Raw genomic sequence first — 16,532 nt, 5'->3', positions numbered from 1 at the left:
TATGAATGATAATTCACCAAGTAAAAATGCCGGAAAACTGGTCACATATACCGTTTATAGTAACGGGACTAAAATAAGTGATAAATATCAGTTTAAAAATATAGAAGTATGTCGTGAGGTAAATCGGATAGGAAGTGCTGTACTGAAGATTTATGCCGGGGATATGCCTAAATCGAATGTGCCGGAAAGTGAGTCGGACGACTTCAAACCCGGTCAAAAAATAAAGATTGAGTTGGGATATGAATGCACGGATAACTCGGTTTTTGAAGGTATAGTCGTGGCTCAAAGAATCTATATTCCACGAGAAGCGGAAGCGGCCGCATTATTAATTGTAGAGTGTAAGAACGAAGCGGTCAAAGCTACCGTAGCCCGTAAGAATCGGGTATTTGAGAAGAAGAAAGACAGTGATGCCATTATAACGGTTCTTTCCGATTGCGGGTTGTCGGTTGACGTAGATGGTACGGATGTGGAACATACACAACTGGTACAATATTATTGTACCGATTGGGATTTTGCCTTGTCACGGGCCGATGTCTGTGGCATGATTGTGACAACAGACGGAAGTAAAGTAACCATCGGTAAACCTAAAGTTGCAGGACCCCCGGTTCTGAAAGTGGAGTATGGCACGGATTTGCTTTCGTTTGACGGAGAGTTGTATGCCGAAGACCAATTTTCTGAAGTAGAAGGTGTCGGTTGGGATCCGGTTACTCAGAAAGCCATTATTGTTAATGCGGTTACTCCTTCTCTAAATGAACAGGGCAACCTCTCGACTGCGGATATTTCTTCGGCTGCCGGCATGGATAAAGTGACCTTACAGGCGGATGCGTTATCAGCCGGGGATGTACTGCAAAACTGGGCGGATGCAACACTGCTGAAGACGGGATTGTCGCGTTTCAGGGGGACGTTCTCTTTTCAGGGAAATGCATCTGTTACACCGGGATGTATCATTGAACTGACCGGTATGGGAGCACGGTTCAATGGAAAGGTATTTGTGGGGGCGGTGACACACAGAGTACAGGAGGGAGCGTGGATAACGGAAGTGGAGATGGGTATTTCGTCCATGAACATTACCCAGCGTACGGATGTTGTGGCTCCTCCGGCATCGGGGTGGATTCCCGGTATTGAAGGGCTGCATATCGGTAAGGTTTCAAAGCTTACCGATGATCCGGATTCAAATTATCGTATCCAGGTGGAAGTGCCGTTGTTGAATTCCTCTCGGGATACCGTATGGGCACGTTTATCTCAATTTGCGGCTTCCAATGGGATGGGAAGTTACTTTATACCTTCGGTTGGCGATGAAGTAGTACTGGGTTTTATTAATAACGATCCGAATCAGGCTGTCATATTGGGCTGTATGTATAGCAGCAAGCAGGTGCCTCCGTACGAAGCGGATGAAAATAATTATAAGCGGGCTATTATCACTCCCGAGAAACTGACGGTGGAACTGGATGATGAGAAAAAAGTGATAACCATCAGTACACCTCGCGAGAACTCGATTGTGATAAGCGATGACGCCAAAGGAATTAGAGTGAAGGATCAGAACGGGAATGAATGCATGATGGACGATAAAGGTATTAAACTGACTTCCGCAAAGGATATTGTTCTGTCGGCAAAAGGGAATATACAATTGGATGCAAAGGGGAAAGTTGCTGTCAAAGCTACACAGGATGCATCGATTGAAGGGATGAATGTGACTGCTAAAGCACAGGTTTCCCTGAAGGCCACCGGTTCTGCTTCTGCTGAACTTTCAGCTTCCGGACAGACTACTGTCAAAGGTGCCATGGTGATGATTAATTGATTGTTTCATACTAAAAATATAAAATTATGCCTCCAGCTGCCAGATTAACTGATATGCACTCTTGCCCCATGCAGATTCCTGCATGGCCGTCACCTATTCCGCATGTGGGCGGGCCAATTATAGGGCCTGGTGCCCCTACCGTACTGATAGGTAAGTTGCCTGCTGCCGTAATGGGTGATAGTTGCGTGTGTGTAGGACCTCCTGATTCGATTATCAAAGGATCGGCTACTGTAATGATATGTGGAAAACCTGCTGCCCGTATGGGGGATACGACTGCCCATGGCGGTTCGATTGTTGCCGGTTGCCCGACTGTCCAAATAGGAGGATAGCTTTTATGGATACGGATAAGGACCGTTCTTTTCTGGGAAAAGGGTGGGCTTTCCCACCGGTTTTCCATACGGGTGTGTCTCCGACAGCGATGGTGTCGGATGAAGAAGATATCCGACAGAGTTTGCACATTATCTTATCCACACGTTTGGGAGAGAGGGTGATGCGCCCTGAGTTCGGTTCGGAGGTACACAATATGGTCTATCACAATATGGATGTGACTGCACGTACTCAACTGCGGGCAGCTATTGAAAACGCGATACTTCATTTTGAAAGGCGCATTACGTTGACCGACGTGGAGTTTGACGTAAGTGAAGAACGGGTGGGTAAAATGAGTATTATACTGGAATACACCATACGCCTGACAAATGCCCGCGGTAATTTGGTTTATCCTTATTATTATGACGAACATTTCTGACACAGACGGGTTGAGTAGGGCAAAACGCCTGGAGCGCTTTGAATCTTCGGTTGTTTTGCCGGTACTGGAAGAGCGGTTTCCGGTACTCCTTGCTCATGTCTTGTGCGGTTCGGAATTTTCGTCTTATTACCATTGGCAGCCATTAATGGTATGGCTCGATATGGTACGTTTTCACGACTTTGATGATGCGGGACAAATCTATCATGTTCTGCGGGAATGGAGAAAGAGGTTGGAGTACGCTTGTCTGGAAGGGCCTTCTTTGGGGCTGCTGAAAGATATCAGCGGACAAATAGACCTTCACATCCGTCCTGTACAGGCTGCTGTAGGAGAGCAGCCGGAAGATGAAAGTGTCCGGCGTCGTTTTCATCTGCTGTTGCAAGGGGTGGTACGCTGGTTGCAATCCAGGAGGGAAACGTATTTGACGGAAATCTGTACTTCCGGAAGGATGGACCCTTCACTTGCCTTACTGGTTGCTTTTCTGCACAATCATGCCGGAATCGTTTCATCGTTCAATCTGCGTTGGGAACGATTGCAGGACTTCTATCAGAAAGAGATTCTGAAAGGAATTGCCCGAAAAAGAAAACCTTGTTCCACTTGGCTTTCTTTCGAAAAATCACCTGCTGTGAATTCTGTTTTACTTCAGCGCAATATATATTTCAAAGCAGGAAAAGATGAAAAAGTAGCAGGCTATAAGTTGCTATCCGATATGTGTGTAACGGGGATGAAAGTAGCTGGAGTAAGTATAATCCGAGTAGAGAAAAAGTCAGACCGTTATCCGGAAGCGGCATTAGGCTATGTAACTTCGGTACTTCAGTCTACTTTGAAAGACCGGACGGCTCGTCCGGAACCTATCGGACTCCGTATCCATTCGATGCTGTTACTATTGAGTGAGGGCGAGCGGGAGGTTTCCGTATGGTTCGAACTGAACCGGGAGTCTCAGCAACGATGGGTAGGGATGGTTGATGAAGTGGCTAAAGCTCAGGAAATCAATCCCGATGAAGCTGCCTTTAAGATTCTGAATGATTCATTTCTACTCAAAGTGAGTACTTCGGAGGGAGATCGGGAAGTAGATCGTTTCCATCTTCGCTGGCAGGAAGGAATCGGATTGCGGTTGACATTCCGTTTGGATGAAAGTTTCCCTCCCGTATGTCCGGACAAAGGAGAAGGTGCTCCGGCATTGAGCTTACTGATGAATACTGAGGCATGGTTGTTCCCTTACTCGTGGGCACGTAGGCTTGAAGTGCGTTCAGTGAGGATACATGTGGAGGTGAACGGACTCAGAGAGTTCAGTTTGTATAATGAACTGGGACAGGTCGATGCCCGTCAGCCTTTTTCGCCCTTTGGTATACAGGGAGATAAAGGAGCATGGATGGCGTTTGGCTGTTATGAAATGGCATTAAAACCGGTGACGCATGTAGAACTGCATTTCCGCTGGCTACATCTTCCGGTGGGCAATGGCGGATTGGAGGAGCATTATCGGGAATATAATAAAGGGCTGAATAATCGTTCGTTTCGGGCCCGGACAGAGTTTTTGCATAACCGGGAATGGAAACAGACGTCCGGAATAGAAGAACATTATCTGTTTTGTACTTCATCAGCGTCTGTTCCTATAGCTGCAGACGCGGTGAAGGAAGAGACGAAGATCGTGTTTGAAGTTCCCGAGGTGGTTTTACCTCCATTGGACGACATCACCCGTTTTCGTCTCGGGGAGGTTCGCTCCGGCTTCTATCGTCTGGTGTTGAGTGCTCCGGATATGGGATTCGGAATGCATGAATATCGTCGGCTTTTTGCTGAAGTGATGATGGAAAACAGTTATCGCCGCCGTAAGAAACGTCCTTTGCCGGAACCTCCGCTGTCTTTGCAAATGGATGCCGTATCACTGAATTATATAGCGGAAGAAGAGGTACAATTTGCAGTCGGATGTCATTCGGAAATCAGATTTTCATACATCCGTCCGTTGTCCGGAACTGTAGATGCTACCCCCGATATGAGCCATCCGATCACTTTGGCGGACGGACCGGACGATGAAGGCAATATCCTGATAGGCATAGCAGATGCGATAGGTGAGAATATAATCCGGTTGTATATCGGAATGGAACTGTTGCAGCGTGAGATCGACCATGAGTATTTGCCATCTGTGGACTGGTACTATAGGGATTCTTACCGTTGGGTGAAAGTGGATCCTGTGTATGTATTGCGGGATGATACCGGGGGATTGATGCATAGTGGTGCAGTCATCATTCAGTTTCCTTTTAGTATTTCTCCGGAGATGACAGATACGGAGGGAGTTTTCTGGATTTGTGCGGGTATACACTCTAATGTAGGTAACTGTTCGGTGTTGCGGAGTGTGAGTTTGAATGTAGCCGAGGTGGCATGGACAACGGAAGAAGAAACGGAGAAATCTGTCCCAGGTTTACTCTCTTACCGGAGAGTCGGATTACTTGATACGACTGCTGCTGAGGAATCGGAAACAGAGATGAAAGCACGTTTGAGCGAACGGATTGCACATCGTCAGCGTCCTCTTTTACCTTGTGAATATGAACAGTTGGTATTGCAGGAATTCCCTGGATTGGCAAAAGTGAAGTGCTTACGGGGAATTGATGCGAAATCCCTGAATCGTGCAACTGTGGTTACATTGGTCGCCATACGCAATCGTATCAGTAAAGACTGGCCCTTGTGCACCGATCAGCTGCTTTGCAGGATAGAGAGTTTTTTACGTCCTTATACATCGCCATTTGCCAAGATTGATGCGATTAATCCGGCTTATGAAGAAGTGACTGTTTTTTGTGGCGTCAGCTTGAAGGAAGGACAGCAAGCCGGCGAAGCTATTTCGGACATTAACCGGAATCTGTGCAGATGCATTGCTCCTTGGAACGAAGAGCAGAAAGAACCTGTTTTAGGGTACTGTTTCTCCATACGCGATCTGATAAGTTGTATCAAAGAAAATCCGTCTGTAGAGGCATTGCACGGCATAAAACTTTTGCAGGTCATTGGTGAAGAAGCGAAGTTCGGATTGAAAGAATATACGGGTGAGCAGGATGAGAATCAGACGATTGCTCCTTCTGTGCCTTGGGGTATATTGGTACCGGCTGTACGGCAATACGTGAAGTTGGTGGAGGCTGGTGAATGGCGTCAGGATATTGAGTTCGGAGATTTGGAAGTAGAGAATACCTTTGTAATACAATAGCGAATATGGCAAAAACGAATCGTAAGACTTTGAAAGAGTATTTCGGTAAAGGTAAGAAACCGGATCATACACAATTTGTCGATCTGATTGATTCTATGCTGAACGTTGTGGATGATGGATTCAATAAATCGGCAGAGAGGGGGATGCTCCTTTCACCGCTGAATGATGACGGAGCTGTCATGGAGATACGCCGGAATATATTGGACGGAGCTCCGGCCTGGATCATATCTCTTGGTAAGGAGAGGGAACTGCATATTCACCGGGGAGAGGATGAAAAGGCCTTGGTGACTTTGTGTGCCGACGGAACAATAAGGATGGGAGATAACGGCAAGGTGAAGCTGCAGGTGAACGGTTCGGTTCAAGCAGATAGTTTTGTGGGAGGGTATATGCAGGGAAAGGTTCCCGCTAACGGATTGTGGCATGATATTGGAGGGATGGAATATGGTTGTCTGGCTTACCATATTGTGGCAGCTTGCGGACTAAAATGGAAAGGTAAATATGCCATAGCAGATGTAACTGCGATGAATTGCTTCGGACAGCATCCTCGCATTTGGAACCGTCGTTCCTGGTTTGGGACTCGTTTCAACAAAATACAATTTCGGTGGCGACGAGGAGAAGGAAGGACATGTGGATTGCAGGTTCGGACGAGTTCCAACTACGGAGAAGATGTCTGGCTTCACTATCGTGTCAGTTCAATGCTTGATATGGATTTTGTAACAAAAGAATAAATGGAAGAGCACGTTACCATACAACGGAAAGGGGAGGGACAGGATCTTTATACGCAACTCCAGGAGAAAGCGCTGGCAAAAGTTCAGGAGCTGGCAGGGGAGTTGTGGACGGACTATAACGAACACGATCCTGGAGTAACGGTGCTGGATATACTGAATTATGCTTTGTTGGAGACAGATTATCGTTTGGGTTTTGATCTACAGGATTATCTGACTGCCGAAGAACAACGCTTTTCCCCCGGAGAGCATGCTCTTTTCCCTCCTTCTGAAGTCTTTCCGGTAAATCCTGTTACGGCTGCCGATTACCGGAAATTATTCATTGCGGGGATTGAGGGATTGTCGGATGTACAAGTGGTGGTTCATCACGAATCCGGCATTTATGACTTTGTATTGGATGCAGGTCCCGAAGTACATGTGGAACGGAAGCATGAAATAATGAAGGAAGTATACAGGTTGTTTCATGCCCATCGCAATCTCTGTGAGAATGTAGGTGAAGTGAGCTTCCTTACTTATGAACCTCTGCAACTCTATGCCGAAATTGAGATAGATGAAACGGAAGATGCCAATCATATGATGGCACGTTTGTATTTTGAAGTCCGTGAGTTTTTGGGCGCAGGTGTGCGTTTCTGCCGAGTAGACGAATTATTGGACAAAGGCATGACTATTGATGAGATTCTGGAAGGTCCCGTACAACAACGAATGGTGATTGACGAGTCTACCATGTGTACCGGAAGAATGGTGTATGATGTCCTTAGTCTCTATCAACGAGTAAAAGCAATGCCCGGGATACATCGGGTTATTTCCCTTTACTTTATGGAGAATGGGCGGACATTGAAGCAATTTATTCGTAGAAAAAGTCCTTTACAAGCTTATTCCATATCTCCTTTTAGCGGGGCAGAAGAAGGAGTTGTATTAAAAAAGAATGGAAAGCGTGCAGCGGTGGAACCGGGAGTGGTGCAGAGGGTGATTGCTTCTATGCGTGCGGCTACCTATGGGGTACAAAACCAGACTATGGACAAAGCAATATTGGATGACTGTCCCGAAGGAACCTACAGGAATATCTTCACACATTGTCCGGTTCGTCAGGATCTTCCGGAAATTTATGGCGCTGTTGAGCAAGAAAGTTTCAAAGAGTATCTTGCTCTTTTTGACGGACAGTTTATTTCTGTTCTGAATGAATTAGAATCCCTTCCCTTTTGGATGCGGCCTGATGAGACCGATCTGAATGATAAAAAAGAGGCATGGATGGATATTCTCGATCGTTTGTATGGAGAAGACAGTAATCCTACTTTTCTGAGGAAATATGAAACAGACGAAGAACGGCGAAAACGGCGGATCAATTTTTTGAGTTGTCTTCCTGAATGGGGACGGGATAGAAACCGTGCATTTAATTTACAAGATTCTTCTCCGGAAAATCGTTCCGGATTAGAGAAATATATAGATTGTCTGCTTCATCTTGAAAGATACGAAGCTGAAATATTTGTAGTGGAACATCCTCTATTGGAACTACACTTGAAAAAAGGAGAAGACGGTTCTTCTTTCCGGATTTCAGTGATATGGACTGCGGGTGAGCGTTGGATACGGGATGAAGAGTTCAAGCATAACTGCGAGCAACTGGTTCTTTCACGTATACCTGCCCATATTCACGCCTGCGTTTATTGGTTGGAAAAAGAAAGGGGGGCGGATTTCAGAACTGATTTCCGGTTGTGGAAATATGCACTTTCCACTTCCAGAGATTGGAAAATAGAGATATTGACTGATAAACTAAAAAAATGGCTGACGAATGATTTCAATTGACTCGGTGAAATTTGACTTTCTGGCAGATAACGAGCTTTTTGCACAAAGGCTGAATGCACGTTGGGACTACTCTTATGAAAAAGATTTCGAAGAAGTGTGGGAGGAAGTCATGTGTCACTATGACCGGGAAGATAAGGCTATTATCATAGAGCGTTTGCCGCTCGATTTGGGTATTCTAAAAGAAGAAGAGTTTGATGACCGGTTTGTGGAACGGCTACGCATTGCCTTGCATGAATATTGCCGGAAGTGGCTAAGTGAGGATACTTCATTTCCGGATCAGGGCATCCGGAAAGAGACGTTGCCCCATACAGCGTTGGAATTACTCGGTTTTTTTCTTTTGCACGGATACTTCCCTTCTTTTGTCGAACAGCGTTTGATGGATATCAGTTATCTTTTGTCGCTTGTTCTTCGTAAAGACGCCTATTCTTTCCGTGAGTTTTTGGAAACATATGGTCATTATGATTTCCTGTATCGTCGAATGGTATTTCAGTTCACTGATGAAGAGTTGGAAAATATCGTGCAAACAGTCAGACCTTCCGAGAGCAAGTTTATTAATCTTTATGTTCGTATCCAGCTACGAACCTATACTTTGATGAAACGGGCAGATATCGGACAATATGATTACAGAAATGTAGTTTGGACGCTGGTGCTTGCTTATCTGCTTTCGGAAAGCAGAGGCCGATTTGACCGAAAACAATTGTTGGTACATACGCTTCACGGGATAGCTGCCCACTTCAACTTCTCTTTTGCGGAAATGACGTTGCTCCTGACCGAAGGCATCAGGGAGTTAGAAAATAAAGTGGTGCAATTACCCGAATTGTGGAGTATCCTGAAAGAGATCAGAACTGATGTACAAGCAGGATTACGTGCATTGGAGGGTACTTTCTACACGATTATGTTTAGGGAAATTAGGGTTTGTCTGAGGCATCTGGCAGGAGAGGAAGAAGCATTTGTTATTTTGTCTGCCAATCGGTTGAAGCAGATTTTCTCAGACAGGAAACTAACCCGTGAATTGCTAAGTTCTCTGAGCGAAGAAGAAATTCATATACTGGTCGGAGTGCTTATTCCGACGGAAAAAGAGTTTATTGTTTTTTATGCTCATACCCTTGACAGACGTAAGAATGCCGGTACTTTTTCCGGTAAGGCCGGAGATGAATTCCGCATACTGAAATGGGAGTTTATTTTTGCGGTATTGGTTCGACTGCCTGCCTCTGTCTTCAGTCGTAAGGTGTTTGTTCTTTCTGTTTTACAGCAACTGGCCGCACATTATAATTTATCCGTCGGTAGTTTGATCTTGTTGCTAACTGAGGACGAAAGCTTACAGGGAACTTTTCTGTCTGTGCAGTTACTTTCGGTATTGCTGGAGTTGAAACAGGAGCTGGTTCCTCAAACAGTTGAAGAATTTTCCTGGGAGAAACTTTCTCCGGAAAGTATAATCACAATTTGGGCAACTCCACTTCTTTGCCGGCATTTTTTAGAACCATTCTCTGAACAGCAAATAGAAGAGGTTGTGGCACGTGTATTACCGGGAAAATATGAATTTATCCGAGCTTATGCCCGATTGCTTGACAGAGGGCATACTCATGGGCTTCTTGAAGGAAAAGCAGGAAGTGATTTCCGTACATTGAAGTGGGAGTTCATCTTTTCCTGTATACTCCCCGGCAAAGAAAGCTTTTTTCACCGAAAGAGTTTCGTTTACTCCGTGTTGTTGCGGTTGGCAACTCATTATAATCTGAGTGTTTCTGAATTACTGGGCTATTTCTTCCGCGAACTAAAAGAAATGCCGGACTTTGTTGCAAATAATGGATTAAGTGAGGTTCTGGAAGAACTTTATAAAGAACATCTGCTTCCTTTGGCTATTCCCGAGGTGGTGAGACGGTTGGACCGGAGGGAATTAGAATCCTGGTTATTTCATCTTTTCGGAGAATCAGCGATTCTTCGGGATGCCGGAAAAGAAATCTATTGTGAGAAATGGCTTATTTATTTATTGGATGAACAAAATGAGTTATTTCGTTCTCTCTGGAAAACCGGGCGACTGAATTCGTCGTTTATATTGAGCCTGATAAACCGGAAGGCTTCTTTGCAAAGACTTTGGCTCCGAAGAATCGGAGATATGAGATTACTGACTATTTATCAGGAGCTTTTATCTGTTTATGCGGTCCTGCGTACTCACTGCACTGAATTCTATTTTTTACAGTCGATAGCCGAATATTTATCTGTTTGGATGGTGGAGCTGACAGCAAAACCTTTTACAGCCTGGTCCGAAGAGGAAATCATTCGCTTTCTTATGGGACGTATTCGGCAAGCTGTTCCTCCCGGAGTAATGGAAGTATTGGATAAAGTGTATCTGAGAAATGATAAAAATATTACAGAGATAATTAACTACATTAACCAATTAAACAAAAATGTAATGATTATGGAAACAAGTAATTTTGAAATCCCGAATGCGGGTATTGTTCTTTTGGCTCCTTTTTTTCCTCGTCTTTTTATGATGGCTGAGTATCTGTCGGATGATCGCAGGCAATTTAAAAATGAAGAGTTGCAAAATCATGCTATCTTCTTATTGCAGTATATTATATATGGTGAGGAAAAAGAGTGGCTCGAAAGAGATTTGCTGTTGAATAAGGTTTTAGTAGGGATGAATGTTGAAGCTCCTTTACCTTCTAAGGTTGCGTTGACTGAAAAGGAAAAAGAGTTGGCCAATAGCCTCTTGGAAAATGTTAAATCTATGTGGAGTAAAATAAAGAATATATCCACCAGAGCTTTTCGAGAGGCTTTTTTAATACGTAAAGGCTCTTTGAGTATGAAAGATGACCGTTGGACATTGAGCGTAGAACGCAAAGCCTACGATGTACTTCTTGACAGTATACCATGGAGCTATAGTATGCTACGAACTCCGTGGATGCATTCGCTTTTAATGGTAAACTGGAGGACAAAAGAATGAATGCGGAAAAAGTGAATACAGAGGCTGTACCTATAAGGGTACAGCAATCTAAGAAAGGGCTGTCTGCTGTTTCAATGATTGATAATCGGGACTTGGCAACCATGCAAGCGAAGATGACTGAAGTCGTCCAGAGGATGGGAGACGATGATGACGAGTTATTGCAAGGTAGGTTTGTTGCACAGCGTGAAGAAGATGATGATGAATTATTGCAAGGAAAGCTTGAACAGTCTGTGCAAAGAAAAGCTGAGAACCGAACTGGAATTCCGGATGGTGTGAAACAGAATATGGAAGAGTCGTTGGGGGTGGATTTTTCTTCTGTCCGCGTGCATCCTGAGTCGTCAAAAGCACCGGAAGTCGGTGCATTAGCTTATACCCAGGGAACGGATATACATTTTGCCCCCGGGCAGTTTAGGCCGGATACTTCTTACGGAAAACAATTGTTGGGACATGAACTGACCCATGTGGTTCAACAGGTAGAGGGACGTGTACAACCAACGACCGAAATAGGAGGAATGGCTGTAAATGATGATGCCGGGTTGGAACATGAAGCGGATGTGTTGGGAGCGAAAGCGGCACAATAAAAAGTAGGTCCTATGAAAGAACTGATTGATTGGTTTCAGCAGGTGCTTGATGTGAGTATTCGTTTGTACTTCAGGCAGGAGTGTGAAGTGACCTCTCTGTTTGAAGTACAACCTCCTGTCAATTCATGGTGGAGGGAGATAACGGGTAAACCTTCATCTCAGATCACTTTTGAAGAAAAAGTGGTCATAATGCTTGCTTTGATGCCTCATTGTTATCCTCAGGCTTTGGACATTTTCTTTGTGAACAATAAGAATTTTGATCGTCCATATACTGAGTTTGGTGGTTGGAAAGGTGTTTCGCATGGGGGCTTTCTTCCTACAGGCGAGACTGCTGCTTTCATGTTGATCGGCGAGGATGTGGAAAAACGGCAATCGGTGATTCGTCTGTTTGAACGTGACCATTGGTTTTATACTCATAATATCTTACGGTTGGAAGGTTCCGGAGATGGAGAACCTTTCTTAAGCGGGCAGCTTCGTGCATCGGATGAATTGCTCAGTAGGGTGCTTTATGGTAAAGAATATAAGCCGGATTACAGTATCGGTTTTCCGGCAAAACGAATCGTGACTCCGCTTTCCTGGAATGATTTGGTTGTAGATTATCAGGTTGCCGGACAACTGGAGGAAATTAATACCTGGATTACCAGTCATCATACGGTGATGGAGAAGTGGAACCTGAAACGTATTCTGAAGCCCGGTTACCGTTCTTTGTTTTATGGCCCTCCCGGAACAGGTAAAACACTGGCAGCAACGTTGCTTGGTAAACGCAATCAAATGGATGTTTACCGGGTAGACTTGTCTATGATTGTTTCGAAGTATATTGGCGAGACTGAAAAGAATCTCGCTCGTGTATTCGATTTGGCAGAGAATCGCAACTGGATCTTGTTTTTTGATGAAGCAGATGCTTTGTTTGGTAAAAGGACTTCTACGCAGACTTCCAATGACCGGCATGCCAATCAGGAGGTTGCCTATTTGTTACAACGTATTGAAGATTTTCCCGGTACGGTGATACTTGCTACTAATCTGCGTTCGAATATTGACGAAGCTTTTTCCCGGAGGTTTCAGTCCACTATTTATTTTCCGATGCCGGATGAATATATTCGTAAGGCATTATGGGATAAAATGCTGCCGGTAGTCTGGACTCCCCGGAATCGTGAAGAGTTGATAAATAAAATAGCAACTTATTCATTTTCGGGAGGTGCTATGACCAATATCATTCGTCGTTGCGCTTTGCAGTTGGTTGCGAGCCATACTCAAGTCATCGATGAATCCATGTTGCTTGCCGCTGTGCGTCAGGAGCAGGCTAAAGAAGGTGCAAACTGAATATTAAATTGATATACTTATGAAGAAGTTCTTGTTAGCCGTCAGTGTGATGTTTTTGGGGTATCTGTCGCTTTCTGCACAGAATAGCTTCACAAATGCCTATCAGAAATTTCGCCCTTACCATTATCAGACTCCTCAGGGATGGAATCGAATCCGCTTAGAAGTTTTAACTCATGGACGTCAGAAATGGCCGTTGATCCCAACTGAGCAACGGGATATGCGACTTGCCGGAGGCTGGAAAGGATTGATTCCTTCTCCTGTTCCCGAAAATACTTATTTCTTTAAAGATATCGATCAGCTGAGCAATATTTATAGTCTGATTCTTACTCCGGGAGCTTATGGCTATGTTGTTTATCCATATAAAATAGAAGAACAGTTCAAGCTTTCTGAAAATGAACTGCTGAAAAAATATATCAGTGCCAAAGGGTTTATGAATACCCTTGTTTCTGATGTGCCTTATGAAACAGAGAAAAAGTTGGATGAACTTATCTATACTTCTGATACGACGCTAACGGAATTGAGTACAGAGCCAGAGATATATGATGAATCTCATCCGGTAGGAGAATGGCTGAAAGAGGCTGAATATTACGATTATTACAATGTGAAGAACTTCTATTGTTATTTTGACAATCGTCCGGATACATTGAAACAACGTCAGATCTATACGACTCGTGTTACACAACACTTCCAGTCCGAGGTCGACTCTCTCACTTCTGCTCTTCAACGTGCCTCTTTGGCCTATGTCATAGTTCCTTATTGGATGACTGATGTCTATTTAAGCCAACCGGTTGTGCATACCCGGAAGATCAGTCGTTTGGGATATCCGGGCTATATCATTAATCCTGTGACAGGAATGCCCGAGCTGACGAATAACTGGGACTCTCCGAATGTGATGGATTTCTATCCTTACGATCGTATTAACTATGATCTTGTAGCTTATTGCGGTGATGCGCTTTCCACCAATCGTTTCCTTTCTAATCCGGCAGCATGCCGCCGTTTTATCTATACTGTTTTCGGCTATCCGTCCGGGATGATCCATCGACCGCATAGTATTCATAAACCCAGTGGCCTGAATGTTTATCTTCCGGAGTTCGACTTTAAGGATAAACGTGCATTGGCCCAGTTCGTTAAATCATTGAGTCTTGTCATTGACAGTTTTCGGGTAGATACCACCCATGTTTACGAGAAACTCGATTTATCTTTAACCTTTTCGCGTAGTGCGGGCATCCGGAATTCCGGTTTTATTGCCGGGCTGCAATGTTTTGTCGATACGGTTTATTTCGCGGATTTCGATTCCTTGGGGCTGGCATCCAAAGTCATTTACAGTGATGGTTCCATAGATACCAGTTCTGTCATTTCTCTTGTTTCCAATCCGTTTTATCTTTTTCGGATTCCATTCAAACAGATTCAACCCGGAATAAATGATACGAATGTATGGGAGTTGTCCAATTGTGATTATGCTTCCGGGCAATGGGGCCTCTTTTTCTGTATTGATCTTTGTTTGCTCCTGTCAATTGCCGGTTTGATGGTAATGCGGTATATTTCTCCGACTTTTAATCTTTATGTAGAAAGATACCATACTTTTATTGTATTGCTGATGATCACTTTGGTCATGGAGTTTGCTGTCTTTTTTTTCTTTATGGTAGAAGCACTTTCTCCACAGGTGATTTTCTTCGATCTTGAAACTGGAAATATGACTTACTTGGCATTAATAGCTCTTCCAGTGCTTCCCATCCTTCTGTATTTCTTTATATTGAAATTGAATAACCGGGAACAGCTACCCTAAAAAAATGTTCCTCCGACCACGCCTGGCCGGAGGAACACACACAAACAAAACAAATAAAAGCTGCCACGATTCACATCGGGACGCCCCTACGCCCGGCATTAAACCGGGACTTATAAATATTGAAAGGGATCAACATTTATTCTTTTGAAAAGTCTTTGATTCGTTGCTCTTCCGATAATTGGCATATAAGCAGTATATTGTCTTTTTCAGCCACGATATAGTCATTCAGACCTTGTATGACTACCCGTTTCTCTTGTGAAGTATGTACCATGCAGTTCCGGCTTTCGTACATCCGGACATCTGTTCCTACTGTGGCATTGCCTTCTTTGTCTTTGGGCAACAGACTCTGCAGTGCTCCCCAGGTTCCCAAGTCGGACCATCCGAACTTTGCGGGCAGTACATAAATCTCTTCTGCTTTTTCCATCACTGCATAATCTATTGAAATGCTTTCGGCTGTGGGAAATAGTCTTTTTACAGTCTCTTCCTCACGTTCTGTATAGAAGTCGGGATAAATCCGGTCGAAGATCTGTGCTATGCCCGGTGCATAAACCCGCATGACTGCTGTGATTGTTCTCACATTCCATACGAAAATCCCTGCATTCCAGAAATAATTACCTGCCGCCAGATATTTTTCGGCTGTCTCCCTATTGGGTTTCTCCCTGAAAGACTCTACATGGAATATTTCTTTATCCCTTGCTATGGGTTCGCCTGCGGCAATATACCCATAACCGGTTTCCGGACGCCCGGGTTTTATTCCGAGTGTAATGATGGCACTGCTTTTATCCGTAAACGAGAGTGCCTTGTCTATTACTCTGCGAAATTCGGTGGTATCAATCACCACTTGGTCAGAAGGAGTGACCACAATGTTGGCATCCGGATATTTCTTTTTTATTTTCCAGCAGGCATACGCTATGCAAGGAGCCGTATTTCTGGGACAGGGCTCTGCCAATATGTTGTTTTCCGGTATACCCGGCAATTGTTCCTGAACAATGTCTTTATACCTTTCAGATGTGACTACCCACATGTTTTCTTGCGGGCAAAGGTTGCCGAATCTTTCGGCTGTCAATTGGAGCAGTGTTTTCCCACATCCCAATATATCTATGAATTGTTTGGGACATTCCGGTGTACTCATCGGCCAGAAGCGGCTTCCTATGCCACCGGCCATAATTACTACATGATTATTCATCGTTGGTCCTTTCCTTTTATTTGTTACGTTTGCCGAACAGTTTCCCTATCCAGTTTGAATCGCCGGCCGATTTCTGTCTGTCAGATAGAACGGGTTCGTATGGTTTTTGTTCATGGATCATCTGGTAGATGGTTCCCCAGTCGGGTAAACCTCCCAGGTTCCGGTCATCAATGAAAAGGTCTGCTTTCAGTTTGCGGGAGAATCCGTGATGATTTTTTTCTTCCTCCGGATAGTCTTTATTGACGGCATAGAAGGAGACCCCCCGCTGCCGGCACCATTCAATGGCTTCTTCAAGTAAATCACCTTCGCGTACAGTCCATAAAATCAGTCTGTGACGCTCTTTGGCCAATATCTTCAGGGTTTCTGTGGCGAATGGAATCTCTTCACCGATCTTCGGATAGCGGTGTTCTACGATGGTACCATCAAAATCAACAGCAATCGTCATGTAATTAGTGTGTGT

At 44.4% G+C, this 16,532-nt stretch carries 12 protein-coding genes; 10 read left to right on the top strand and 2 right to left on the bottom strand.

What is annotated here, in order from left to right:
- Window position 1: 1 nt before the first annotated feature.
- From vgrG to R3O62_RS18040, 10 genes are read left to right on the top strand one after another with little or no spacing between them, the layout of a single operon-like run.
- Complete coding sequence (gene vgrG / locus R3O62_RS18085; protein WP_269110426.1) at window positions 2-1,798, top strand: type VI secretion system tip protein VgrG; 1,797 nt, start codon at window positions 2-4, stop codon at window positions 1,796-1,798.
- Between the two features lie 26 nt (window positions 1,799-1,824).
- Window positions 1,825-2,127 carry a PAAR domain-containing protein gene (locus tag R3O62_RS18080; RefSeq protein ID WP_186992739.1) on the top strand — a complete coding sequence of 101 codons (303 nt, stop codon included), beginning with the start codon at window positions 1,825-1,827 and terminating at the stop codon, window positions 2,125-2,127.
- 5 nt (window positions 2,128-2,132) lie between these two features.
- Window positions 2,133-2,543, top strand: a complete 411-nt coding sequence (locus tag R3O62_RS18075; protein WP_269110427.1) for a GPW/gp25 family protein — start codon at window positions 2,133-2,135, stop codon at window positions 2,541-2,543.
- A complete protein-coding gene (locus tag R3O62_RS18070; RefSeq protein WP_317472593.1) occupies window positions 2,527-5,730 on the top strand; it encodes a hypothetical protein in 3,204 nt (1,067 codons plus the stop codon). Before R3O62_RS18075 ends, R3O62_RS18070 begins: the two co-directional genes overlap by 17 nt.
- A gap of 5 nt (window positions 5,731-5,735) precedes the next feature.
- Entirely contained in the window at window positions 5,736-6,458 is a 723-nt protein-coding gene (locus tag R3O62_RS18065) for a hypothetical protein (RefSeq protein ID WP_186992737.1), read from the top strand.
- Window positions 6,459-8,255, top strand: coding sequence for a hypothetical protein (locus R3O62_RS18060; RefSeq protein WP_269110429.1), 1,797 nt, complete (start codon window positions 6,459-6,461; stop codon window positions 8,253-8,255).
- Entirely contained in the window at window positions 8,242-11,199 is a 2,958-nt protein-coding gene (locus R3O62_RS18055) for a contractile injection system tape measure protein (RefSeq protein ID WP_269110430.1), read from the top strand. Before R3O62_RS18060 ends, R3O62_RS18055 begins: the two co-directional genes overlap by 14 nt.
- The gene (locus R3O62_RS18050; RefSeq protein ID WP_186992734.1) at window positions 11,196-11,780 is read left to right on the top strand and encodes a DUF4157 domain-containing protein; all 585 of its coding nucleotides are present in this window, start codon (window positions 11,196-11,198) and stop codon (window positions 11,778-11,780) included. The genes R3O62_RS18055 and R3O62_RS18050 overlap by 4 nt, the downstream gene beginning before the upstream one ends.
- A gap of 12 nt (window positions 11,781-11,792) precedes the next feature.
- Window positions 11,793-13,100: an ATP-binding protein gene (locus R3O62_RS18045; RefSeq protein WP_122141710.1), complete on the top strand. Its 1,308-nt coding sequence runs from the start codon at window positions 11,793-11,795 to the stop codon at window positions 13,098-13,100.
- A gap of 19 nt (window positions 13,101-13,119) precedes the next feature.
- Window positions 13,120-14,886 carry a hypothetical protein gene (locus R3O62_RS18040; protein ID WP_250746504.1) on the top strand — a complete coding sequence of 589 codons (1,767 nt, stop codon included), beginning with the start codon at window positions 13,120-13,122 and terminating at the stop codon, window positions 14,884-14,886.
- Between the two features lie 136 nt (window positions 14,887-15,022).
- On the opposite strand, the gene R3O62_RS18035 is transcribed toward R3O62_RS18040, so the two are convergent.
- Both R3O62_RS18035 and R3O62_RS18030 read right to left on the bottom strand, forming a co-directional pair.
- Window positions 15,023-16,072 (bottom strand): mannose-1-phosphate guanylyltransferase, encoded by a 1,050-nt coding sequence (locus R3O62_RS18035; protein WP_032530458.1) that lies wholly within the window; start codon window positions 16,070-16,072, stop codon window positions 15,023-15,025.
- Between the two features lie 16 nt (window positions 16,073-16,088).
- Entirely contained in the window at window positions 16,089-16,517 is a 429-nt protein-coding gene (locus R3O62_RS18030; protein WP_022012593.1) for a BT0820 family HAD-type phosphatase, read from the bottom strand.
- Window positions 16,518-16,532: the final 15 nt, after the last annotated feature.

The sequence above is a fragment of the Bacteroides hominis genome, from assembly GCF_033042785.2.
Lineage (GTDB): Bacteria > Bacteroidota > Bacteroidia > Bacteroidales > Bacteroidaceae > Bacteroides > Bacteroides hominis.
Note: the sequence above shows the minus strand (reverse complement) of the source record. Positions and strands in the feature narration are given on the sequence as shown.